Annotated in this window: 14 protein-coding genes; 12 read left to right on the plus strand and 2 right to left on the minus strand. The window is 58.4% G+C overall.

Translation table 11 applies throughout. The features are described 5' to 3' along the window. Positions 1-3: 3 nt before the first annotated feature. From SIC15_RS08065 to SIC15_RS08090, 6 genes are all read left to right on the plus strand, one after another. Complete coding sequence (locus SIC15_RS08065) at positions 4-2,040, plus strand: hypothetical protein (RefSeq protein ID WP_412537408.1); 2,037 nt, start codon at positions 4-6, stop codon at positions 2,038-2,040. Further along, positions 2,037-2,999, plus strand: coding sequence for a hypothetical protein (locus SIC15_RS08070; RefSeq protein ID WP_039881919.1), 963 nt, complete (start codon positions 2,037-2,039; stop codon positions 2,997-2,999). The genes SIC15_RS08065 and SIC15_RS08070 overlap by 4 nt, the downstream gene beginning before the upstream one ends. A 9-nt stretch (positions 3,000-3,008) precedes the next feature. Further along, complete coding sequence (locus SIC15_RS08075) at positions 3,009-6,803, plus strand: hypothetical protein (protein WP_412537409.1); 3,795 nt, start codon at positions 3,009-3,011, stop codon at positions 6,801-6,803. Continuing rightward, the gene (locus SIC15_RS08080) at positions 6,800-10,645 is read left to right on the plus strand and encodes a hypothetical protein (protein WP_412537410.1); all 3,846 of its coding nucleotides are present in this window, start codon (positions 6,800-6,802) and stop codon (positions 10,643-10,645) included. Before SIC15_RS08075 ends, SIC15_RS08080 begins: the two co-directional genes overlap by 4 nt. Positions 10,646-10,659: 14 nt before the next feature. Next, positions 10,660-11,376, plus strand: a complete 717-nt coding sequence (locus tag SIC15_RS08085; protein ID WP_069184588.1) for a sulfite exporter TauE/SafE family protein — start codon at positions 10,660-10,662, stop codon at positions 11,374-11,376. A gap of 311 nt (positions 11,377-11,687) precedes the next feature. Next, positions 11,688-12,917, plus strand: a complete 1,230-nt coding sequence (locus tag SIC15_RS08090) for a hypothetical protein (protein WP_412537411.1) — start codon at positions 11,688-11,690, stop codon at positions 12,915-12,917. A 62-nt stretch (positions 12,918-12,979) separates the two neighbouring features. On the opposite strand, the gene SIC15_RS08095 is transcribed toward SIC15_RS08090, so the two are convergent. Together SIC15_RS08095 and SIC15_RS08100 are read right to left on the minus strand one after the other, a co-directional pair. Continuing rightward, positions 12,980-14,020, minus strand: a complete 1,041-nt coding sequence (locus SIC15_RS08095; RefSeq protein WP_412537412.1) for a succinylglutamate desuccinylase — start codon at positions 14,018-14,020, stop codon at positions 12,980-12,982. After that, positions 14,017-15,501 (minus strand): hypothetical protein, encoded by a 1,485-nt coding sequence (locus SIC15_RS08100; protein ID WP_412537413.1) that lies wholly within the window; start codon positions 15,499-15,501, stop codon positions 14,017-14,019. Before SIC15_RS08100 ends, SIC15_RS08095 begins: the two co-directional genes overlap by 4 nt. A gap of 256 nt (positions 15,502-15,757) precedes the next feature. On the opposite strand from SIC15_RS08100, the gene cysP reads away from it, so the two are divergent. From cysP to SIC15_RS08130, 6 genes are all read left to right on the plus strand, one after another. Continuing rightward, entirely contained in the window at positions 15,758-16,792 is a 1,035-nt protein-coding gene (gene cysP, locus SIC15_RS08105; RefSeq protein ID WP_008172090.1) for a thiosulfate ABC transporter substrate-binding protein CysP, read from the plus strand. 18 nt (positions 16,793-16,810) lie between these two features. Further along, positions 16,811-17,683, plus strand: a complete 873-nt coding sequence (gene cysT, locus SIC15_RS08110; RefSeq protein WP_008172088.1) for a sulfate/thiosulfate ABC transporter permease CysT — start codon at positions 16,811-16,813, stop codon at positions 17,681-17,683. A gap of 3 nt (positions 17,684-17,686) precedes the next feature. Further along, positions 17,687-18,517: a sulfate ABC transporter permease subunit CysW gene (gene cysW / locus SIC15_RS08115; RefSeq protein WP_008172086.1), complete on the plus strand. Its 831-nt coding sequence runs from the start codon at positions 17,687-17,689 to the stop codon at positions 18,515-18,517. Between the two features lie 9 nt (positions 18,518-18,526). Continuing rightward, positions 18,527-19,618 carry a sulfate/molybdate ABC transporter ATP-binding protein gene (locus tag SIC15_RS08120; RefSeq protein ID WP_008172084.1) on the plus strand — a complete coding sequence of 364 codons (1,092 nt, stop codon included), beginning with the start codon at positions 18,527-18,529 and terminating at the stop codon, positions 19,616-19,618. Positions 19,619-19,748: 130 nt separating this feature from the next. Beyond that, a complete protein-coding gene (locus tag SIC15_RS08125; RefSeq protein WP_412537414.1) occupies positions 19,749-22,148 on the plus strand; it encodes a Lon protease family protein in 2,400 nt (799 codons plus the stop codon). A gap of 19 nt (positions 22,149-22,167) precedes the next feature. After that, positions 22,168-23,007 (plus strand): universal stress protein, encoded by an 840-nt coding sequence (locus tag SIC15_RS08130; protein ID WP_412537415.1) that lies wholly within the window; start codon positions 22,168-22,170, stop codon positions 23,005-23,007. Positions 23,008-23,011: the final 4 nt, after the last annotated feature.

Consider the following 23,011-nt stretch of genomic DNA (forward strand, 5'->3'; position numbering starts at 1 on the left):
GCGATGCCTGTTGGTGAAGGAAAATTCAAGCTCTATGCCAAGCTGAATCCGCCTCTGGAGGCCGGACTGTGGCGAATAAGGGCCAACCAGAAATTCTCAGCGCAAACGCCGGAGGCAAGTCTGGATGCCGGTGCGCTGAAGGTGGACGAGGAGAATATCCACCTCAGGATTCGGTCGCCGCGCTACATTCTGCCGCCTGATCAGATTCTGTCGACCTATCCACCGGCCAATTCTTTTGGTAGCTATGGCAGCCGCCTGCCACAGGTGGTCATCAAAAGGCGGACTCTGCCATGGGAGCGCCGCCTTGACGGTGCACCCGCCAATACACCCTGGTTGGCACTTGTGCTCATCGCCGAAGGGGAAGCCAGGCTGGAAACCGGCGTTGATGTCGCGAATTGCGTAACCGAGGGCGTTGAACTCGACGGATTAAAAGAAGTCGCCAAGGGCAACTGTCTGGCCATCAGAAAATCAATCATCGATAAGGTTTTTCCCACCAAAAACGACGTGGACCTGCTGGCTCATGCCCGGGAAGTAGACATCCACGATACCGAACTGATGATGGGTGATGATGACGGGTTTCTTGCCGTTGTCATCAGCAACCGACTGCCTGTGCCGGGTAAGGACGAAGACGGCAATGATGCCCCGGTGAAGTATCTGGCCTGCCTGGTGAATCTTGAGGGCCAATACGATGTGCTGTTGGACCGGTCCCCGGATCCGGTGCCGTCGTTCGTTACACCTTTCATGGTCAAGAGTACCGTTCACCAGAGTATGGCCAGTTACGACGACCATCAGGTGATGGGCACGGCTCTGGCTCCACGGGCCGCGGGAATCAATGCCGGTGACCTTCAGAATCTGACTCAGCCGGTGCCTCTGGCGCCGGGCGTCAAAGGCTCCCGGTCGACACAATTCAAGTCCGGCGCTGCGGCAACGGCCGGCGCGGTCCCATATTCCGGCTCCGGTACCTGGGCCATCAAAAAGTCCAAAGGCTCCACTTCGGCAGACATTGCTCTCAATATGGCCGAGCCCTTTCGGGTGATTCAAACCTTCGAGGCCCTGCCTTTGGACCCCGAATATCGGTTCCCGGTTTTACTGCACTGGAGTTTCACCACGACCGGCGACACCACCTTCCGATCATTGATGGAAAACCTGGACTCCCGTCTGCTTGGCGATGTTGGGCCAGGTCAGAAATCCGTGAGTGGCCGCCTGCCTCTGGAGGTTGCCGAAAGTGGGCATGTCGGTCTGGGCCACCAAACCCGTGAGGGTGACAAGGTACGGTCCTGGTACAGAGGACCGCTGGTGCCGCATCCCACCCGAAATTCCAGTGCTGATCGACTGAAACTGGCACATAGTTCAGATCAGCTCCGAGTGGTTATACCGGATGGCCGGGAAGATCTGTCACTGGCCACTGCCTTTGAAACGGGCCGTCTTCTCACACTGTCTCAACCGTCCATCATCGCTTCGTTGATGCGGTGGCGACAAAACGACTATCACGCTGCCCGACTGAAGTCCCTGCTCATAAAAAACAGAACTCTCTGGGAGGAGGTGCTCGGGGCAAGCATTGATCAAATCGACATCCGCCATCTGGGCCGGCTTTCAGGGCGTTTCTTTGCCGATGCTGTTGTGAGAACCCCTGAAAAGTTTCTGGGAAATCCAATGCCCCAAGTCGGACCGGGACGGCCTCTGGAATTCAATGGTCAGCCCACCACCGTGCTTGCTCGGGGGTTGGGGCTGCCGCCGGCCTTATTCGTCGGCGACCTGAACAAAGTTTTCGAGGGTTTGCGGGGTGTCCAAGTGCCCAAAGAAGACCTGCTTACACGTGAACTGGGCAAAGTCGATTTGCGGGACACCCTGGAGGCGGATCTGGACCGGCAGCGTGTCGATCTGGTGTCCAGCACGCTGTCGAATGAACTGATCAACGAACACCTGACCGGCCCTGCATTTCCGGTCACAGATCGCCTGATCAGAGAGGGCTTGAATGACAATCTGGATGTGATCCTGCGGGACCGCCCCAGAGATTTCACGGATGAGGACGAGTCATGATCAACAAAAACCAGGACATCCTCGAAAACCTCGGCCAGGAGCTGGAAAAAACCGCACGGGCTCCGCTCAGCGAATTCAGGATTGACCAAAACACCGCGATGCCCGCGGAGCTGAGGAACTGGTTAGTCAGCTTGCGGCTGCTCAACGGGGTTCCATTTGCCAATCTGGTGGCGGACTCCGAACTACTCCCGCAAGAATCGATTCGCTGGTTTTACATGGATCGGCGTTGGACGGATGCGTTGGTCCAGGGCGCGCTCAGCGTTGGCACGGTGAATAGTGACGACCGCATCCAACTGGATGCCCAATACAACGCCATCCGCGCCGAACTGGATACCGAAGAGCGCAACGTACGTCGTCGCACGCTCGCCCCACGTCTGACTGGGCAAACGGGTCCCATTACCGGATTTCTGCTTCGCTCCGCCGCCGTATCCGGGTGGCCGGGCATGCATGTTCGGGCTTTTGATGTAGACCCGGAGGAGGGCGACGAAGCCCGGTTCGAAGAGGACGATCCCCGACGAATCCGGCTGCTGCGTCTGGAAAGGTTGGCCCCCGCCGTTTTGCTCTGCCTGTTTGATGGTGTTCCCAAAGTTGTTCACCTGGAGGAACCGCGCCAGGGCGTCCAGTTTGGCTTCAAACACGAGGATAACGGTAACCAACGCTCAGCAACGCTGACTCCCCGCAGGAAGAGCGACTTCAGCTACCTCGACGTGGAGGACATAGATGTGCCGTTTCGCGTGGGGTCATCCGGTGTTGTTGATATTCGGCGGCTATCCGCGGCTCTGGCTGAGCATGATGAAACCGGCGCGGGCGATGGTCTGGATAGCGCGGAGTACGCCTTGCAGTTAATTCGATTCCCATGGCGGCAGGTGTTTGGGGAGGTTCAGGTTCCACCGATATCTGCCATGTTCCGGGCGACCGTGGCTTATGAGCCCATGGTTAACGCCACATTCAAGCTGTGAGGGGGCGCTATGTTCAAACACCTGTTGAAGAAAAAGACCCTCACGAAAGCGGTCTATGACGAACGATGGGCCTGGCTGGTTCGAGCGGATACTGACCTGGCCGCCGTCAATACCTGGGACCCGGATTTGCGGCGGAACAAACGCATCCTGGTTCCCATCGATGTTCAGGCCTATGTTGCAAAAGAATCCAACCCGGAGCCGTTGGTGTCCGTGACCGGTGGGCCTGGCGACCCTGCGCCTTTTGCTGAAGGGCAGGTGCCGGAAAATGGTGTTCACCTGCACTGGGCACTTCCCGATGCGCTCCTGAGGGGGGGCGAATCAGCTGCAGGCGGCGAGCTGGAAATGACAGAGCTTCCCAACCACTGGGTTGTGGTGCGAGCGCTTTTCCCCGTCGGGATTAAACGGCCCATGATAAGAGGCTGGGTGATCGATGCAAAAACCGCGAGCATTCGGCCTCTGGGCTCCTTTAACGGATCGAATTTCGGTACCTCGGAACAGCCTACCTATGAACCTCTGGACGGGACCGTAGGCGGATCGCCCCTCTGGACCGCGTCTTATCATGCCAGTGCCAATCGTTTCGCTTTCCATGATGCCCTGGAAGATCTGCCAGAACTTCGAAAGACCGCGAAAGACGGTTTTGAGAAAGATGCCGGTACCTACACCGTTGCGGGCTGGTATACGGACATGGACAAAGATCCGCTGGCGGTGGTTAGCAAAAAAGACTTGCTGGATGTGATGGCCGACCTTGGATGGTATCTGGATCCGGAAGCCGAGCCGCCCAGCAACGAACCGGATCTGGCCGTGTTGGAACGTCTGTTATCGAAAGGGGAGATGAAGCAGCCAGCTGAGGCAACTCCAACCAGTTTTGTGGCAAAAGGCCGCGTTGAATCTTTCACATACGCCGACATGACTCCGGAAATGGGCCTGCCGGTTGATAAAGCCTCCAAGTTGTTTATTGCCCAGAAATCTCCCACCTTCATGTCGCTTTTTCACGGCATGATTTCAGGCGTCCCCATCGGAGAGAACATGCCTGTCATTGACGAGCGACCATCCTCAGAGGCGCTGTCGGTCGCGGCCGGGTTTGATACGGATGATCTGGTTACCGCCCTCGGCGCAGATGCCATTGGCGATAGCGTTTCCCAGAGGCGTGCCGCTGAAATGCTGGCCGCTGCCTTCACCAGCGATTTGATGGACCGTATGGGCACTCAGGACGGCCTGCGGGATATTGCCGAGCGAGAGCACGACGACATGTTCAGCTCTCGTCCGGGCAAACCCTTGCCTGCAGCCAAACTCGATCATCTGCGCGTTGAGGACTCCGCGTCGGTTAACGCAACTTCGGTCGGGCGAAAAGGGCGAGCCAGGATGAGCAAGGAGAGCACCGCCGAACGGGTGTCGCCGCTGCCTCGTTGGCGTGACAAAGTTGTCTTCAGCGAGGAAATGCAAGCGCCCAAAGCTCCACCAATCGAGCTCAAATCCGATGCGATTCGGGGTGCGCTCAAAGACCGGCGCACCGTTGAACGACCCGCACCCCGTCTTTTCATGCCCCAGCCCCCGTCGCTGGCCATAAAAGGTGCCAAGCCAAGCCTGCGCCATCATTATGACGGGCTCCACGATGATAATGGCCGTTTACGGTGCCGTTACCCCAATGAGGCGGTGAAAGGCATCAAAGGCGTGGTCAAGGCGAAAGACCTGGTGCCCACGCTGGGATCGGGCGCAATCCCGCCCGAAGTGTTGACCATCGTACGTGAAGCTCTGGTTCTGAATCCCTACTGCAGCCGCTGGCTGGCCAACGCTGCCACCGACAAGGACGAGGTTCGCCCGAAGTATCAGAGCCGCATTGAAGGAGAGATGCTCCGGCTCTACTCCGCAGATGGTCGCTACGACGGCAGCGGGGCGTACACCTTGTCTGGCAGCCTTGCGGATCCGCAAGCGCCGGGAAAGGAAACCTGGCAGCAATTCTCTTTCCGGGAGACGTCCCTGAAAAAGCAAATCACGGCTGAGCTGGCTGTTGCCTCTTACCTTGAGGGGCTGAGCCCGAGCCCACTGGGGGTTACCGCCTGGCGACAGCCCTGGGTGCCGCTTTGGCTGGAATGGCGGATTGAATTGGAGGGCTCGACTTCTTTGACTGATTGGGAGCTCGATGAACTGGAGATGGTTCGAAAAACCGACGCCAATGATGTCCAGATGGTTGAGATTACCGGGCGTAGCCCGCTGCATCGGGGCCTGGGGACGGCTCTTCAGGCAGGTATCAGTCGCTGGATTGCGGCGGAGCAGGAGAGGGACGCCACCGGCGATACGCTGACGGCATCGCAGGAAAACACATTGAATACCCTGGCGGATTTCATCAAACCCCAGGATCTGGCGTCGGCCTCTTTGGATGGTGTCAGGGAACAACTCCTGGGTCTGAACTATCTGGGCGGGTTCTTCTCCACGCCTGGCGCCGATGACCGACCGGAGGTTATTGCCGATCCTTTGACCTTGTTCGGGGGAACCATCTCCTTTAAGGCGCTTCGATTGGTTGATGCATTTGGCCGTGTCCTTGATGTGCCTACCACGGACATTCAAACCACCACACCCCTGGAAATTCCAGATGATACCTCTGCCATGAAGATGCCACTGCGCATCCAGGGGGGCGGGCGCTGGCTTTTTCGGTTGGTCGACCCGGCCTATCAGGGCGCCCCGACGCTGGCTCCTGAAGCCTTTGTGAATCAATTGGAGCCAACCTTGGCGGTTAACCCTGTTGCCGGCTTTTTATTACCTGACCACATTGATGAATCTCTCGAAGTTTTCGATACGAGGGGTAATCCATTGGGCCAGATCAGTCATCATGAGCTGACCGGAGCGGTCCGCTGGGAGCCAGCTCCGGGGAGGCCCTTGCCCCCGGGCGCTGGGCCTATGGCCGATCTGCCGCCCGATGCAACGCCCGTGGGCAATCTTGTTTCCGGGGTGATCAGAACGGATGTGCAGCATCGGAAGGGGGAGCTACCGACTACCGAAAGCTCTCTGGCAGGTTTACTGAGGGCAATCGACACCACACTCTGGACAGTGGATACCTTCAGTACCTTGGGGTCATCATCTATTGCCGGCCTGGTGGGGCGTCCCATCGCTGTGGTCAAGGCGACACTGAGATTGGATGTGCCCGACGATCTTGACGATGTGCGAGTGGATTCAATTGAAACGGCGAATACCCGCAAGGCCGCGTTCGAGGCGCTCCGGGATCAGGCGTTTCCGGTACGGCTGGGCGATCTCCAGCGCAGCGACGATTCACTGCTCGGATATTTTATTGATGACAACTACGACCAGTTCCATCTCGTCGACAAGTCCATCGGTGCGCTGGCTCGGGAGAGCGGTCGTCGGCGAGGGCAGTTGGGTTTGCTGGGCAAGGTTCATGTTCCGGATGTCCAGCCACTGGACCATCCTTATCTGGTTGACGAGGATCTTTTCTACGTCCGGCCCGGTACCTGCCATACGCTGACGATGTTGATGCTGCCTGCTGGCAAGGTACACCTTACCTCCGGCGTTCTGCCGAGGAAGTCATTGGCTCTTAATGACGCCTGGATCAATGATGGCCTTAAGCGGGTTATCCCCTCTGTTCGGGTAGGTCCGGTGCTTGTTGATCCTGAAGAGATTCGGTTACCCAAGGTCAATCTTCTGGGCGAGAAGCAACAGTTCACCCGTCGGACCGGCCCCTTGACCTGGCGAGACGACCCCATCGTTGCCGCGACGCAGTCAGCACTTCTGCCAAGAACGCCTCACGAATTCCAGGAGGGCTGGATTCGGATCATTGAGGAGGATCAGTCATGAGTGATGTACCGGTTGATCCTACTCTCGCTCAGGAACGAGCGCTTGCACGGCGCCGCAAGAGGAAAGCCGAGAAGCGAAAAAACGCGGTCGCGAGGGATAGCTTCTTAACATCAATTTCGGGTTCACCCGACAAACAGGCGTTGGCGGCCTCCATGAAGGCGTTAATGGAGCGCGAGGGTATTGGTCCATTCGGCGAACCTCCGGCCCGAACGTCTGCCCGTTCTTCGGCTGGCCTGGGGCCCGCCCCCATGGCGTTTCCCGCCAACAATACCAATCGGTGGGTGCCGATCGGGCCCTCGGTGGTTCGTCAGGGGCAGGCTGAGGGTAGGCCGCGAGTGTCTGGCCGGGTTCGTGATCTGGCCGTAAGCCCTGATGGCCAACGCGCCTACGCAGGCACGGCCAAAGGTGGCGTCTGGTATACCGGCGACGGTGGCGCTACCTGGGAACCCCTGGGGGGCTGGGCCAACGAGCCCAGGCGGTTCGGTGGCAACACCAGCGCATTCGCCTGTGGGTGTTTACTGGTGAACTTCGGTGCCAACGCCGGTGCTGATTTTGTGATGGTGGGTACCGGTGAATTCGACGCGATGCAGGGTGTTGATGGCGCTGATGCAATTCGCGGGGTTGGCATTCTCGCCGCATCAGGACCCGCCGCCGGTGCGGTCAGTTCGGACCCGTGGGAAACTGCGACGGGCATTGCCGCTCTGGAGGGCGTGTCGATAACACGCATGGTACGCGTTCCCGGCTCCGCACCCGGAGCTGCCGGAGATCGTGTGATCGCAGCCACTTCAGGTGGTCGGGATCTTGGCTGGAACATCCAGGGCGGCGGACTTTATCTGGGCACTCGATCCATGGTTGGCGGTAACCTCTCGTTTACCTGGTCAGCCCTGCCGTTGCCTGCCCCCGCGCCATCGCCGCCCGCAAACGGGGCCGCCATGGCCCCGGTCAATCGTGCGCCGACCGATTTGTGTTATGTCGGAAATCGTCTGTTTGTGTGTTTTCGAAGCTCAGGCATTGCGTTCTCAGACGATCACGGCAACACCTTCAACTGGATTACGCAGAACTTTCTTCCGGCACCGACTGTCCCGGCCACGGGAAGGTTGGATGGAAGAATGAGCATGGCGGTGAATGATGACAACACCGCTTTGTATATTCTCGGTGAGGTGACCACTAATCCCGCCGGTGGGAATCCTGTGCCCCATATCTGGCAAATAGCAAATCCGGGTGATGCTGCGCCCATTGCCAACCCATTGAATAACATTCCATCCGCCGCCAATCTCTGGCCCGGGCAGCGTGACTATGATCAGGCCATCGTCGTTACGACCCGGAATACGGCTCTGGTTCCACCGCCGGTACGGACAGACCGGGTCTATATCGGCGGGTCGCTCATTCAGGTCAATAACTGGAACGCGTCCATTTGGGCTTTCGACGTGAATGGCAACAACCTCGTACCGTCTCCGGGCGTTTCCGATCAGCCAGTCGGCACGAACTCAGGAGCCACACAGCCTGGTCTGATCGGCGATGCAGTTCACCCGGACGTTCATTCTCTCAGGAAAGCCACCAATGCAGATGGATCCCGGCAAATCTGGGTGGGTTGCGATGGCGGCGTGTTCGTTTCCCTGCGCGATGGCCAAACCAATACCTTCAGCAGCCGAAACGTGGGCCTTGCGTCCATCGAATCTATCTTCAGTGCCAGTCATCCCACCTCCAGCCATTTTTCGATGCTCGGTTGTCAGGACAATGGCCGACAGGTCCGGGTGGGAAGCACCGTCTGGGAGATGAAGACGTCGATGCAGGGCGACGGTGGTGGGGTAACGTTTCACCCGGTTCAGTCCCACTACGTGATGGGGCAATTTGCCAATGCGGATTGGGCCTGTGACCCGGCGGGCCGATACCGAGCGCCGTGTAATCTGATCAACAACGATCCGGAGTCCAATGCCAGTAACTTCTATTCGGGTATCGATACTGTTCGACGTGCGGCAGGGAACCTGGGAAGGGTAGCGCTGGGGACCAACAGGGTTTGGGTGACCGACAATCTGGGTACCAGCAACCCGAACACGTGGAGAGTATTACCCATAACCGCCGCTGGCACCTTTGTGCAGTGGCGGGATGGCCGTCCGGGCAACCGAACCCCGAGCACTGCAGCCAACATGGCCTTTGGGGTACCGCCAGCAGGTTTTGGGCCGGTGGTCACGGTGAAATGGGTCGATGAGCGCACCCTGTTGGCCTTATTTAATCAGGGGGTTATCCGTTACAGCGAGGATCCCGGTAATGCGGGGCGTTGGACGTCAACCGCGTTGATCGGCCCGGGCGTTGCGGCGCCGGCTGCGCCACTGGTAACACCGCAGGCTACGTTTTTCACAGATATTGCTCCAGTTCCGGGAACCAGCGATTTCTATCTCGTGACAACCGGCCAGACCAACACCTGGACACCGGCGGTTCCAGCTACGCCAACCTCTGCAGCGGTGGCGGCCGTTTCGCCAACCGCTGCTGCAGACTCCTGTTTTTATTACGATGACGCTGCTGGCGGTTGTCGGCTGACAGGCCTGGGTCAGGCCCTGCCACCCATGCCCCCTCTCGCAACCAGTCCGATCGACCCGGCGTATTCGGTTACGGTTGACCCGGCGAATCCCAATACCGTGTACGTTGGAACTTCGACTGCGGTGTGGACGGCAACCAGAATTGCGGGTAACGCCCACGGACCGTGGCAGCTGTTCGTGAACGGTCTGCCGGAAGCGGTCGTGCAGGACCTTCACATCTGGCAAGATCCGTCCGGCGCGGGCACGTCACCCCGGTTGATGAGGGCCACCTTGCAGTCCCGGGGCGTTTGGGAGGTCAATCTCGCTGCAGCTGAGCCCGCCCGAACCTATGTGCGCGTGCACCCGAGGGATGACCGTCGCATGTTCCCGACCCCCATGCAAAATCCGCGTCGTCGTCCCGGGGCCACGGCGGAGCCGTTTTTCGCGAGCCCGGATATCGTTGTACGGCCAGAGGCACCGGTAGGGACAACGCCATCGTTCCGGGGAACCAACATCTGGAACGGAAACCTGCGCTACCAACTCTGGACGTTCCAGACCGCCTTCCGGTGGATTTACCCCAGCGTCATCCCAAATGGTGAGTGGAGTGATCAAATGGGTGATCTCGTTGAGCGCCACCGCCGCTTGAGAGGCATCGCAAACCCGGGCGCAAGACGAATAGATGCAGCCTTGTGGGCTGACGTCATGGCCAACGCACTTGACGAGAACGGCTCGCCGGGTGTTTACAGGGCACCCTGGCAAAACGCAGCCGTACCAGCGTTACCCGGTTCGGAGATTGACCTGATGGAAACAGTGGTACCCCGGCGAGTCAGGAACTCAGTCTGGCAGGTATACCGCGAGCGAAGCACCGTTGATGTGTTGCTGCACCATCGAGACACCCGGCCGGTGGCAGCAAACGGAGCGTTTGTGGTGCTGTTATGGCGTTCCGGAGCCTCTCAAAACACATTGCTGGGAACCGATTGCACAAACCTCGTGCCCTTTGTCCGCAGCCTGACCGGCGGAGCGCCGCAGCCAACACCTCCGGGATGGAACGTGGCGCTGGCGGCTGACGGCACGCCATTGAACCGTTTGTCGGTTGACCTGGCTGCTCGAATGCCAAGAGCGGTGTCTATCAACGTGGACTTTTCCGGCGTTTCGACCGGTCATCGGATACTGCTCCTGGCTGTTGTCGGCTCAACAAACGATGTCTTTTCGGCAGTACCAACGGGTCCGGTTACCTCCGTGGAAAATCTGGTGCGCAACTGGCCCCATGCTGCGGCCCGGGTTGTCAGCGTCTGGCCTCGACCCGGCAATCAACTTTTCCCTTAAGCAAGGACGCACCGATGGAACTTGATGCGATATCTCTGATCCTTCTGGCGCTGGCCATCCCGGCGTCGTTTATTGTCTCCGCTGCAGCGGGCCTCGGCGGTTCCCTGATTCTGGTGCCCGCCATGATGATGGCCATCGGTACCAAAGAGGGGATCGCCGTGGCTGCTTTGTTGTTGGCCTGCAACAACGTTGCGAAGGTGGCGGTTTACCGGAAAACCCTGCCCTGGAGGGCCTCCGGCGCCGTCATCATTGCAGTTCTGCTGGGAACCGCACTGGGCGCGACTCTGATGCTCAAACTGCCAGAGCTATGGATTCGGTATGCCGTTGCGCTGGTGATTGGTGTCACCCTCGTATGGGAGTTTTCGCCCTATCATCGCGCGAAAAAAGCCTGGGGGGTTGGGCTAGCATTCTGTTCTGGCGCTACCTCAGGTATTTCAGGTACTTCGGGGCCGCTGAAGGGCGTCGCACTTCGTAGCCTGCAGCTTGAGCGTTTTTATTTTGTGGGCGCCGCCTCTCTGGTGTCCCTCGTCGGCGACACGACCAAGGCCGTGGTGTTCAGTCAGTCGGGCTTGCTGCAAACAGAGCATCTGGTTCTGGCAGGTATTCTGGTCCCTGTTATGGCAGGTTGTACCTTGCTGGGAAGAACCATCAACAGGAAACTGGGAGAGCGCTGGTATAGCGTTCTGTTCTGGACCGTAATGGGCGGCTATATCTTGCGACTGGTGACATAAATGGCGGACCCAAAAGAGAAGAAGGGAGTGGGAAAACACCATTCTTTGACTGACCAGGCACCTGAAAAGCAACCTGCACGAGACGCAGCCGAAAAGGTGGCCTCCGGACAACCGGCAGAAAAACCTGATTTCGATCAGAAAGATCAAAACATTTCGCCGCGTCGAAAGGCGCCGGGGCCTGGAAAAATCTCTCGTCCGTCATCGGAAAGCCAGCCGGAGCCGGAAGCCGAGGGAGGACCGGGTGAGCAAACATCGGCACCGCCTGAGGCCGTCATCGATGAGGGTTCAAAAGGCCGGAAAGGCAAGAAGCCATGACAGCTATCGTCGATACCAAGCGGTTGAACAGCGGCGACACCGGGGGACAGGCAGCTACAATCCTGGAACCCGCTCTGGCATGCTCCGGTAAACGCATTATCGTCACGGGAAACTGGTTCTGTTCCCGATCCACCGATGGTGGCGACAACTGGGTGTTTGTAGACCCCTATACGGAATTGCCTCCCGCAGGTGCTGGATTCTGTTGCGATCAGCTCATTCACTACTGCTCTTCCAGACGGCTCTGGATCTGGCTTCTGCAGTTTTCCAAGACCACCCAAGGAAACCTGATTCGTGTCGCTGTCAGTTCATCCGGCGCGCCTGGTACATGGACCTGGTGGGATACAACTCCGACGGACATTGACGAACAGTGGTCGGGGACCTGGCTGGATTACCCCGATCTGGCCGAATCAGATAACCACCTCTTGCTGTCGTTCAACGTGTTCAGCACAACCACGGACCGCTGGCAAAGAGCGGTGGTGTTACGACTGTCCCTGAATCAATTGAAGGCGCGTGAAGCGATCTCGCGGGAAGCCTGGTCAACGGAAGAATTCGGATCTCTCCGTTTTTGTCGGGGCATGGGAAGTACGGCGATCTTTGCCAGCTTGAGCTACTTTCAGCCATCTATCGAGGTGTTCCGATGGCCTGACGACGAAGAGGATGTCTCGCAAGTTTCCGTCGCTGTGAGGCATTGGCGCGACGGCCCCTACGCAAAACCTGATGATGCGACAAGTCAATGGATGAATCGCATGGATGATCGCGTTCTCGGAGCGTGGGAGTCAGGCGGTGTTCTTGGTTTCGTCTGGGTGGCCTCGGCGGATGTTCAGCACCCTTTTCCCTTCGTACGCGTGGTGAGAATCCGGAAGAGTTCGAATGAGCTGATTGATGAGCCCGATCTGTGGAATTCGGACCGGGCCTGGGCTTATCCGTCCGTTTGCCCGAACAAGAGGGGTGATGTCGGTCTAGTCGCGGTTTGCGGCGCGGGTGGGCGCCACCCAACCGTGGGGCTTGGATGGCTGGATGACAGCCATCCAGAGGAGTTGCCAACGTGGCGGATGACTCTGGGCGATGCTTCCAGTCATCAGCCCCACGCTAATGCATGGGGGGATTACCTCGATATCCAGCCAGATCCTCGCCGCAAGACCTATTGGGTAGCGTCGGCCTTCACACTGCAGGGCGGCGGAGCAAGAACCGATATCGTTCCGCAGGTTGTAACATTCAGGCCCTAGAAAACAGCAGGATTGCGTTCTGAGTATGTGGAGTTCTGCCCATGCGAGCCCGGTGATGCGGTTCAGAAAATAGGCTCTCCCGTCGCCTTGACCGCATAAAACAGGCAATCGCTCTTTGCAATCACCGGGTTGGTGGTAATCATAAAGGCTTTGATGGCCTGCGCGGGGAAGATTTTCCCCTCTCTGACCTGAAAAACCTGCTCCATGTTCTCTGTCCGGTTATGGCCGATGGCGTTGAGTACACTGAGGCCTTTTTTTCCAATCCATCCCAGCGGCTCATTTGGCGATACGATCCCGAAATTTCGGTGTTCGATGTCTGGTGGTAAAGTGAGGTCAGCCCGGCCGGAGGGTTCAGGAAGATATTCTATGGTTGCTTCCGGAACCAGCTCCACCCGAATCGGATTTCTTAGTACCTCCACGTCCCACTCCGCCTTTTCGAGTGATAACACGTCTGGCCTTGAGGCATACCGCACGAGGCCCTCATACGCCAATTGATGGGCCTGATCATCTTGGGACCCACCACATTCGATGGTTACCGTTGGGACTTCCTGCTCGGAGTATTCCATCAGGGCGCCGAGGCGAAGATCTGTCATTATGAGGCGGTCTGTGAACAGAGAGGTCAACGCCTGGTGGGCCGCATCATTGGTGATGGTCACCGCGAAGGAGGGGCCCGTGCCTGAGGTGTTGTGTACGTCCAGCAGGCACTCTGGTTTCACTTTGTGCAACTCTGCCAGCATGGCCTTTGCGATCGCACCTTCTTCTCCCTCAAACGGCTCTTTGAAACACCGGTTCAGATCACGTCCTTCCGACAACTGGCGCAGTGAGAGCATGGGTGGGATCTTCGCCGGGTAGACGCCTCCCAGCAGAAACAGCATGTTGACATCGGGGGTATGCTGCTCAAGTAGCCACCTGTGAAGGGCAAACAGACCTGAAGGCTCATTGCCGTGAAGCAGCGTTGCCATGGCTCGAGTCCGGGAGCGATCACGACCGGCAACACGAATAATCGTGGGCTTTTGTAGCTGGTCCAACCACTCAAGGGCGGAGCGGCCCAGGGTCCGGGGCGAGGGATCATTCAAATAATCAAGGACGTTCGAGTTACTCACGGCGACAATGTCCATTCATGGAGCGGCGTATTTGTCTTCTGGTTGGCCATGTACAGGGAGAGCATGGTCTGGAAGGCCTCGTCGGGGCTCAGGGATTTGAACAGGGATTCGGTGATTTGGCGTTGCCACCGGGCGCCCGACATGGCGGTTTCAATGCGGCCTTCGATAATTCCCAGCAAGCGGTGAATTTCTGACTCGTCCACGGCTGTTTGTGCCAGTGCGTCCCGGGCGCGGGGTAGCAGATCCCGGGCCACGTTTAACAGGGGCGTATCCTGCAACTGAACCTGATTCTTGTGTGGCCATATGATTTCTGCGCCAACGCCATATTTCGCGGCGCGGTAGAAGTTGTGTTCCGTGTAATGGAAGGGAAGTATCGACGTCAGATGATGAATATCATCAAGGACTGCCAGCGCAGCGCCAATTATGAACAGCCCGTTCGCACACATATCAGCAGCCGTAGGGCCTGCGGGCATTGAGCGAATCTCGATGCGCAGGTGGCCGCCTTCGGTATGGTCGTAGATGGCACGGTTCCAGGGCCAGGTGGTTCCCTGGTGCAGTCGCAGTTCAGCCAGTTTCGGCACATCACCGCGATCAATCACCGCCATCGGGTCTTCCTCCGACATCAGTGGAATGATGGGCGGATAGAGCGATGCCGAGGCGGCAAAGAGTTCCCAGGCGCTGCGTGTCCAGCCATTGCCGTAGTATACCCGTGGCGGATGGCGCCAGGTTTTATGGTTGGGCGATCGGCTGTCGATGGATTGCTTGAACAGGGCAATGCGGGTTTCGTCCCACAGGTGGTGGCCGAACAGGCTGGGTGAATTGCTGGCCAGAGCGAGGACAACCGGCGTGACCAGTTGGACCGCATTGAAGTAATCGGCAAAACGGTGTGCGGGCACCCGCCAGTGAAGCTGGAAGGACGTGTTTGCTCCTTCCATATAGACGTCGTCAGCTTCCAGATTGATAACGTCGTTACCACCAATATGGATGCTGAATGGCTCTCCCCGTTGCTGGATCAGCGCTTTGGATAACGCATGATAGCGGGGCTCGTCTGTCATTGCCTTCGCACCCATATCAGACTGGCGAAGCGTGGGCAGAATGCCGATCGGCACCAGTTCTCCATCCAGTGATGCGGCGTGCTGGTTGATCCGTTGGATCGCAGAGAGCAACTCCTGCTCTGTTCTGGCGAAGGGAGAGCCCTTGAAAGCCTGGGGGCTGAGATTGTATTCGAGATTGAAGCGGTTTAGCTCAACCGTCAGTTGAGGGTTCTGAACGCGGGCGGCGATTTCGGTGTTGATAGGTTGAACGCGCAGGGCCGGGTTTACGATGTAGAACTCTACCTCGGCTCCGATGGAGCTTGCGCCTTCGCCAAAGCCGGGCCTGTTCAGAAGACGAGTAAGTGCCTTGAGATCCGTCCTGACCTTGGCGGCAAAACGTTCAAACTCTTCCGGCGCAAACTCTGTTGTCTTGATCGACAGTCCCACGGCAACGTCTTCTCTAGCGCTGACTTACCTTGATAGTAGTGGAAGATGCGCTGTACACCACCTCAGCGACGCTAAATCATCGGTAGGGTTTTCAATGGTGATTTATATAGCTCAAAGTTATTAAAGGAGTTATAAATCATCTAGGTGGAGTATTGTTGTTCCTAGGTGACTACTTTATCTTTGCGTTCTAAGAAAACGCCGACCTATTCCTCTGGCGTATATAAAGATTCCGAGTTAACTGGGAGCTCTGCCGACTATGCCGAATTCGATCTTTTCCGGTTCCAAAGCCCGTAAGGGCCTGTGGTTCAGTGCGCTGGCACTGGCGTTCTCGCTAACAGGGCCGGCTTCTGCCCAGGAGCGTGAGCTTCTGAACTCATCCTACGACATTGCCCGCGAGCTGTTTGCCGAATACAACGTTCTTTTCCAGGACTATTGGAAAGAAAAAACCGGCGAAACCGTCGATATCCAGCAGTCACACGCTGGCTCTTCCAAGCAAGCGCGCGCCATCCTGCAGGGGCTGGGTGCGGATGTGGTTACCTACAACCAGGTCACCGACGTAAACATTCTGGCCGAGCGCGGCAACCTGATTCCCGAGGACTGGGCATCACGCCTGCCAAATAACAGCTCTCCGTACTATTCCACCATGGCGTTCCTGGTGCGCGAGGGTAACCCCAAGAATATCCAGAACTGGGATGATCTGATCCGCGAAGATGTCGAACTGATCATGCCGAACCCGAAAACCTCCGGTAACGGCCGCTACACCTACCTGGCGGCGCTGGGTTTTGCCCAGGACAAGTTCGGTGACGACCAGGAGAAGATTGATGCTTTCCTCAGCGACCTGCTGGGCCAGGTTAAGGTATTCGACTCCGGCGGTCGTGGTGCCACCACCACGTTTGTGGAACGGGGCCTGGGTGATGTGCTGCTGACCTTCGAATCCGAAGTGAACAACATTCCGGCCCTGAACCCGGACAAGAATTTCCAGGTTGTGGTCCCGAGAGTGAGTTTCCTGGCCGAGTTCCCGGTGACCTGGATCGACAAGAACATCGAGAAGAAGGGCACCGAAGAACTGGCTCAGGCCTACTTGAAGCATCTGTACTCCGAAGAAGCCCAGCGCATGCTGGCTGGATTCAACTACCGGGTGCACAACGAAACCGTGAAAGCGGAAGTGGCTGACAAGTTCCCCGAACTGAAGCTGATGCCGATTCAGGACATCGCCGGCAGCTGGGAAAATGCCATGGAGACCCACTTTGCCAGTGGCGGCAAACTGGACCAGTTGCAGCGTCGCCGCTAAGGGATGCGCAGCTGATTCATGGCCACCACTGACGTTTCGGAGCGCCCGTCAAAGCGGCTGAGCGCTCCCGCCACCAAACGCGTTTTGCCGGGGTTCGGACTGAGCCTCGGCATTTCGCTTTTCTTTATCAGCCTGGTGCTGCTTCTGCCCATCAGCGGCCTGTTTATCCGTGCCGCCGGCATGGGGTGGGAGCAGTTCTGGTTTGTGATCACCGATCCGCGGGTGGTTGCGTCCTATAAAGTCACCGCGCTGGCAGCCCTGGCAGCGTCTCTATTCAACTGCGTGTTCGGCCTGCTGATGGCCTGGGTGCTGGTGCGTTACGAGTTTCCCGGCAAGCGGCTGCTGGATGCGATCATGGATCTGCCTTTCGCGCTGCCAACCGCCGTGGCCGGCATCACACTAGCAACCTTGTTTGCCGAGAACGGCTGGTATGGGCAGTATCTCGCCGATCTGGGTATTGAAGTGGCATTCACACCGCTGGGTATTGTGGTGGCGATGGCCTTCACCAGTGTACCGTTTGTGGTGCGCACGGTTCAGCCGGTACTGGAGGAAATGGCGCCGGAGGATGAAGAAGCCGCCATGAGCCTGGGTGCTTCGGACATGACGGTCTTTCGGAAAATCCTGTTCCCGACACTCTGGCCGGCTGTGGTGACCGGTGGTGCGCTTTCGTTTGCCCGCAGCCTTGGGGAATACGGCGCGGTTATCTTTATTGCCGGCAACTCACCCTACATCAGTGAAGTGATCAGTCTGATGATCTTTGTTCGCCTGGAGGAATACGATTTTCCGGCGGCCAGCGCCATTGCCGCAGTGGTTATGACGGTATCGCTGTTGCTGCTCCTGGCGATCAACGTCTGGCAGGGGCGCTATCTCAAGCGCCTGCACGGAGGTTAGGGTATGGCTGTGCGTAAACATCGCCGCGTTGGCGACAACCCTCTGGTTCGTCGCACTCTGATCGGAATCGCCGTCGGCCTGACGGTGCTTCTGCTGTTTATGCCCCTGGTGCTGATTTTTGTGCAAGCGTTTGCCGAGGGTTGGGCCGGTTACGTCAGCAATATTCTCAACGAGTACACGCTCCATGCCATTGGCCTGACGCTCGTGGTTGCGCTGCTCACGGTCCCGTTAAATATGGTGTTCGGCGTGTTCCTGGCCTGGCTGGTGACCCGCTTCCGGTTCCCTGGTCGCAAGCTGCTGACCACATTGATTGATATCCCGTTCGCCGTTTCGCCTGTGGTTGCCGGCCTGCTTTTCCTGCTGCTCTACGGCAGCAATGGCTGGGTGGGGCAGTGGCTCGGTGAATACGACATTCAACTGATGTTCTCCTGGCCCGGCATTGTGATGGTTACCGTGTTTGTGACCTGTCCGTTTGTGGCCAGAGAACTGATCCCGCTGATGCAGCAACAGGGTCGGGAAGAGGAAGAGGCCGGCGTGGTGCTGGGCGCGTCCGGCTGGCAGCTGTTCCGGCGGGTGACCTTCCCGAATATCCGCTGGGCGCTCCTTTACGGCGTGATCCTCACCAACGCCCGGGCTGTAGGCGAGTTCGGTGCCGTGTCGGTGGTCTCGGGCAACATCCGGGGCGAGACCAATACGCTGCCGTTGCAGGTAGAGCTGCTTTACCAGGATTACAACACCGTGGGCGCTTTTGCAGCTTCTTCGCTGCTAGCAGGTATTGCGCTGATCACGCTTGTCGTCAAGGCCATCGTTGAATGGCGTCAGAGTCGTAACTAAGGGTTTCCAATGAGCATCGAGATACAGGGTATCAACAAGTTTTTCGACAAGTTCCAGGCCCTGCATGACATCAATCTGACCATTCCGGATGGCCAGCTCACGGCATTGCTGGGCCCTTCCGGTTCGGGCAAGACCACGCTGCTGCGGATCATTGCCGGCCTGGAAACTCCCGAAGAGGGCCGAATCCGGTTCAGCGGCAAGGATGTGACCGATCTGCATGTGCGGGACCGGCGTGTGGGGTTTGTGTTCCAGCACTATGCGTTGTTTCGTCACATGACAGTGGCCGAGAACGTGGCCTTTGGCCTCAATGTGCTTCCGCGCAAGGAGCGTCCCGGCAAGCCCGAGATCCGCAAGCGGGTAAAAGACCTGCTGGAAATGGTGCAGCTGGAACACCTGGCCGACCGCTACCCCGCGCAGCTTTCAGGTGGGCAGAAGCAACGCATCGCCCTGGCGCGGGCCATGGCCATGCGCCCGGAGATTCTTCTGCTGGATGAGCCCTTCGGAGCGCTTGATGCCAAGGTGCGAAAAGACCTTCGCCGCTGGCTGCGCAGCCTCCATGACGAGCTGCATTTCACCAGTGTTTTCGTGACCCACGATCAGGAGGAGGCCCTGGAGCTCTCCGACCAGGTGGTGGTGATGAGCAATGGCCGGATTGAACAGGTTGATACGCCCTTGGAGCTTTATGGCCGCCCGGACAGTCGCTTTGTGTTCGAATTTCTGGGCCAGGTGAATGTGTTGTCCGGCAAGGTCCGCGACGGCGTCATGAGCCAGGGCGACGCCTGGATTCGCTTGCCCGAAGGCTGTGAAAACGACGACGCCCAGCTCTATCTGCGGCCCCACGAGGTGCGGCTGACTCAGGCTGCCAGTGATCAGGCCCACCTGCCATTTCGCATAGAGGCCATCAACCTGATTGGTGCGGAAGTGCGGATCGAACTCAAGCCCGATGGGTGGGAGTGTGAAGAGTTGTGGGAGGTTGGCATCAGCCATACTGAGTTCAACGCCCGCCAGCCCCAGCGGGGCGACCGCTGCTTTGCGGTGCCGGATGTCGGGCATCTGTTCTGTGAACATGCGGTGGAGCCCAAGACCCTCGAGTGGCGTTAGGGCCCCGATGGCTGGAGCAGGGCGCCGGCCATAATCTATAGTTTCCTGATGAGGGGGCGCCGCCCCCGGATGACTCGTCCGACATCATCGGCGTATTCCACACCCGAGTGGAAACCATCAGGAGGATGTAATGCCATTACCCGCCCCGTTAACCGGAGACCAGGTCTATCACGCTTGTCCAGAGGAAAAACTGGATTTCCTGACCACCGATGACCTGCAAGACCTGGATCAACCCTACGGTCAGGACCGGGTTCTGCGAGCACTGGAATTCGGCGCGGGTATCCGGGCTGAGGGTTTCAACCTGTTTGTCCTCGGGCCCGCCGGGGCAGGGAAGCATGAACTTGTTGAGCGCTTTCTTTCCCGGCACGCAGCCAGGCAACCGGTTCCTCCGGATTGGTGCCACGTCTATAACTTTCGCTTTTCAGACCGTCCTGGCGCCATCCAACTGCCCGCGGGGCAGGGTCAGCAGTTCAAGAAAGACATGAGTGATCTGGCAGAAGAGCTCCGCACGGCCATTCCGGCGGCTTTTGAGAGCGAGGAATACCAGGCCCGCTTGCAGGAGTTGCAGGAAGAAATGGCCAAGCGCCAGCATCAGGGGCTGTTCGAGATCCAGGAGGAGGCCAACCGCAACAACATTGCCATGATCACCACGCCGGCCGGTTTTACCTTTGCCCCCATGCGCAAAGGTGAGGTGATCGATCCCGAGGAATACAAGAAATTCTCCGATGAAGAAAAGCAACTGGTTGAATCCAAGGTTGAGGAACTGCAGAAAAAGCTGCAGCAGACCATCCAGCAGATTCCCGGGATGCGGAAAGAAGTGCGTGAGCGGGTCCATGCCCTGAATGAAGAGATGGTACAGCTGACTCTCGGCGGCCCGATCGGGGAACTGAGGGAAAAGTGGTCACATCTCCCGGGGGTTGTCGATTACCTGGACGCGGTCCGAGAAGACGTGGTGGAGCATGCCGAAGCCTTTCAGGACAGTGATAACGGGCCACCGGCAGGGCTGCTGGCGCGGTACAAGGTCAATTTGCTGGTGGATAACGCCGAAACCGTCGGCGCGCCGGTTATCTACGAGGATCTGCCCAATCATCAGCACCTGGCCGGGCAGATTGAACATCGGGCCCGTCAGGGCAACCTCTATACCGACTTCACGCTGATTCGCGGTGGTTCCATGCACCGCGCCAACGGCGGCTATCTGATCATCGATGCCCGGCGGGTGCTGACTCAGCCCATGGCCTGGGAAAGCCTGAAGCGGATTCTGTCATCCGGTGAAATCCGCATCGAGTCCCTGGAGCGGCTCTATGGATTGGTAAGTACCGTCAGTCTGCAGCCGGAGCCGATTCCCGTGTCGGTCAAAGTGGTTTTGCTTGGGGACCGGATGCTGTACTACCTGTTGTCCCATTACGATCCGGATTTCCTGGACCTCTTCAAGGTTGAGGCGGATTTTGAGGATGATCTTGATCGTAACGATGACTGCTACGAACTCTACGCCCGGATGATCGCCACCATGGCCCGGGTCCTGAAAATGCGGCCGCTGGAGCGAGGTGCCGTAGCCAGGCTGATTGAGCATGCAAGCCGGCTGGCGGCGGACCAACGCAAACTGACCGCCCACGATCGCGTGCTCCGGGACATACTCAGTGAGGCTGACCATTGGGCCAGCCAGGTGGGCGCCGATACCGTCGAGGCCAGCCATCTCCAGCAGGCTATTGATGAGCGGGAATACCGGGCCAGCCGGGTTCGGGAAAGAAGCCGGGAGCAAATCAGCCGGGGTGTGGTGATAATTGTCACTTCGGGAGAAGAAGTGGCTCAGGTGAATGGCCTATCGGTACTCAGGCTCGGGGCGTCCATGTTCGGCCAGCCCACCCGGATTACCGCTACGGCGCGGCCGGGCAAGGGGCAGGTGGTGGATATCGAGCGGGAGGCAAAGCTGGGTGGCCCCATTCACAGCAAGGCCGTGATGATACTGTCCCGATTCCTGGCAAGCCGATACGCCGCTGAAGGGGAGCTTTCCCTGTCAGCGAGTCTGGCCTTTGAGCAATCCTACGGTGGTGTTGAGGGCGATTCCGCTTCGGTGGCAGAGACCTGCGTGCTGCTTTCAGCCATTTCCCGGGTGCCACTCAGGCAGTCCTTCGCCGTAACGGGGTCAATGAATCAGCATGGCGAAGTCCAGGCCGTGGGTGGCGTGAACGAGAAGATCGAAGGCTTTTTCGATGTCTGCAAGGAAGCTGGTGAAGTAGGCGGCCAAGGCGTTCTGCTGCCGGCAAGCAATGTTGAGCACCTGATGCTCAGGGCCGATGTCAGGCAGGCGATTGCCGAGGACCGATTCCGCGTCTATCCGATCTCCCATATCAACGAAGCCATTGAGCTTTTGACCGGCCTGGAGGCCGGGGAGCCGGACAGTAATGGCGAGTTTCCAGCTAACAGCTTCAATCGCCGGGTCGCCGAGCGCCTCGAGAAATTTGCGGAGGCCAGCAAAAAGCGGGATAGCAATGGAGATGCAAACAACGGCGGAGGTAAGGACAGTGACTGACACACCTGGAGCTCGGGCTGTGAGCAGTGATGAAGCCGGCCGTGTGCTTGTACTGCTGGATGGCTCGAGAATGAGCTATGCGGCGTTGAAGGCTGCGGCAGAGATTGCAGGGTCCACCGGTGCTGAAGTGCTTGGCGTGTTTGTTGAGGAACTGAACCTGTTGCGAAGTGCGGGGTATGGGTTTGCTCGAGAGGTAGGGGCTTCGTCCGGCGTCAGCCGCCCCTTTGATCCGACCGGCGTTGAGCAGCGAATGCAAAGGCTGGCCAGCCAGGCTCGGCGCGCTTTGGCTGGCGCTGTAGCGCCATATGGCGGCAAGCACACGCTCAGCATTGCCCGTGGCCATGTAATTGATGAAGTGCTGGCTCTGGCTGGGCCCCGGGATCTTCTGGTGCTTGGCCGAGTTGGTTGGTCCTCGGCGCCGGGGGCGCGCCTGGGGTCAACGGCCAAGGGGCTGGTTCGTCGTTCGCCGGGCAGGGTTCTGCTCTGGTGCGAACATCGCGTTTTGCCGCAGGGCCGGGTAGTGGTTTTTCTGAATGATCACAGGGAGGCCAACAGCCGCGCGGTTCAGGCAGCAGCTGAGGCTATTCGGTATTCCCATCGGCCGGTAACGATGTTGCTGGGGGCGGGACCGGATATTCCGCCCGAGGAGCGGCAACGCATACTTCTGGAGCTGGGTATTCCAGAGCGGGACTTTCGTGTACGGTCGCTGCCATCAACGGACCCAGTTACCGTAGCCGGTATTTTGCGCGAGGAGAAAGCCGTTCAGCTGGTGCTTAGCCGTGATTGTTCTTTGCTTCAGGAACCTGGCGCGGAGCGGTTGCTGGTGGCACTGAATCTTCCGGTGACTGTGACTCCCTGAATCC

This window comes from Marinobacter sp. MIT932201 (assembly GCF_047123295.1).
Classification (GTDB): domain Bacteria; phylum Pseudomonadota; class Gammaproteobacteria; order Pseudomonadales; family Oleiphilaceae; genus Marinobacter; species Marinobacter salsuginis.

What these genes read in the sequence shown, in the direction of transcription:
- SIC15_RS08085 (WP_069184588.1), top strand. Translation starts at nt 10,660, where the DNA reads ATGGAACTTGATGCGATATCTCTGATCCTTCTGGCGCTGGCCATCCCG.
- cysW (WP_008172086.1), top strand. Translation starts at nt 17,687, where the DNA reads ATGGCTGTGCGTAAACATCGCCGCGTTGGCGACAACCCTCTGGTTCGT.
- SIC15_RS08070 (WP_039881919.1), top strand. Translation starts at nt 2,037, where the DNA reads ATGATCAACAAAAACCAGGACATCCTCGAAAACCTCGGCCAGGAGCTG.
- SIC15_RS08075 (WP_412537409.1), top strand. Translation starts at nt 3,009, where the DNA reads ATGTTCAAACACCTGTTGAAGAAAAAGACCCTCACGAAAGCGGTCTAT.
- SIC15_RS08065 (WP_412537408.1), top strand. Translation starts at nt 4, where the DNA reads ATGCCTGTTGGTGAAGGAAAATTCAAGCTCTATGCCAAGCTGAATCCG.
- SIC15_RS08090 (WP_412537411.1), top strand. Translation starts at nt 11,688, where the DNA reads ATGACAGCTATCGTCGATACCAAGCGGTTGAACAGCGGCGACACCGGG.
- cysP (WP_008172090.1), top strand. Translation starts at nt 15,758, where the DNA reads ATGCCGAATTCGATCTTTTCCGGTTCCAAAGCCCGTAAGGGCCTGTGG.
- SIC15_RS08080 (WP_412537410.1), top strand. Translation starts at nt 6,800, where the DNA reads ATGAGTGATGTACCGGTTGATCCTACTCTCGCTCAGGAACGAGCGCTT.
- cysT (WP_008172088.1), top strand. Translation starts at nt 16,811, where the DNA reads ATGGCCACCACTGACGTTTCGGAGCGCCCGTCAAAGCGGCTGAGCGCT.
- SIC15_RS08120 (WP_008172084.1), top strand. Translation starts at nt 18,527, where the DNA reads ATGAGCATCGAGATACAGGGTATCAACAAGTTTTTCGACAAGTTCCAG.
- SIC15_RS08125 (WP_412537414.1), top strand. Translation starts at nt 19,749, where the DNA reads ATGCCATTACCCGCCCCGTTAACCGGAGACCAGGTCTATCACGCTTGT.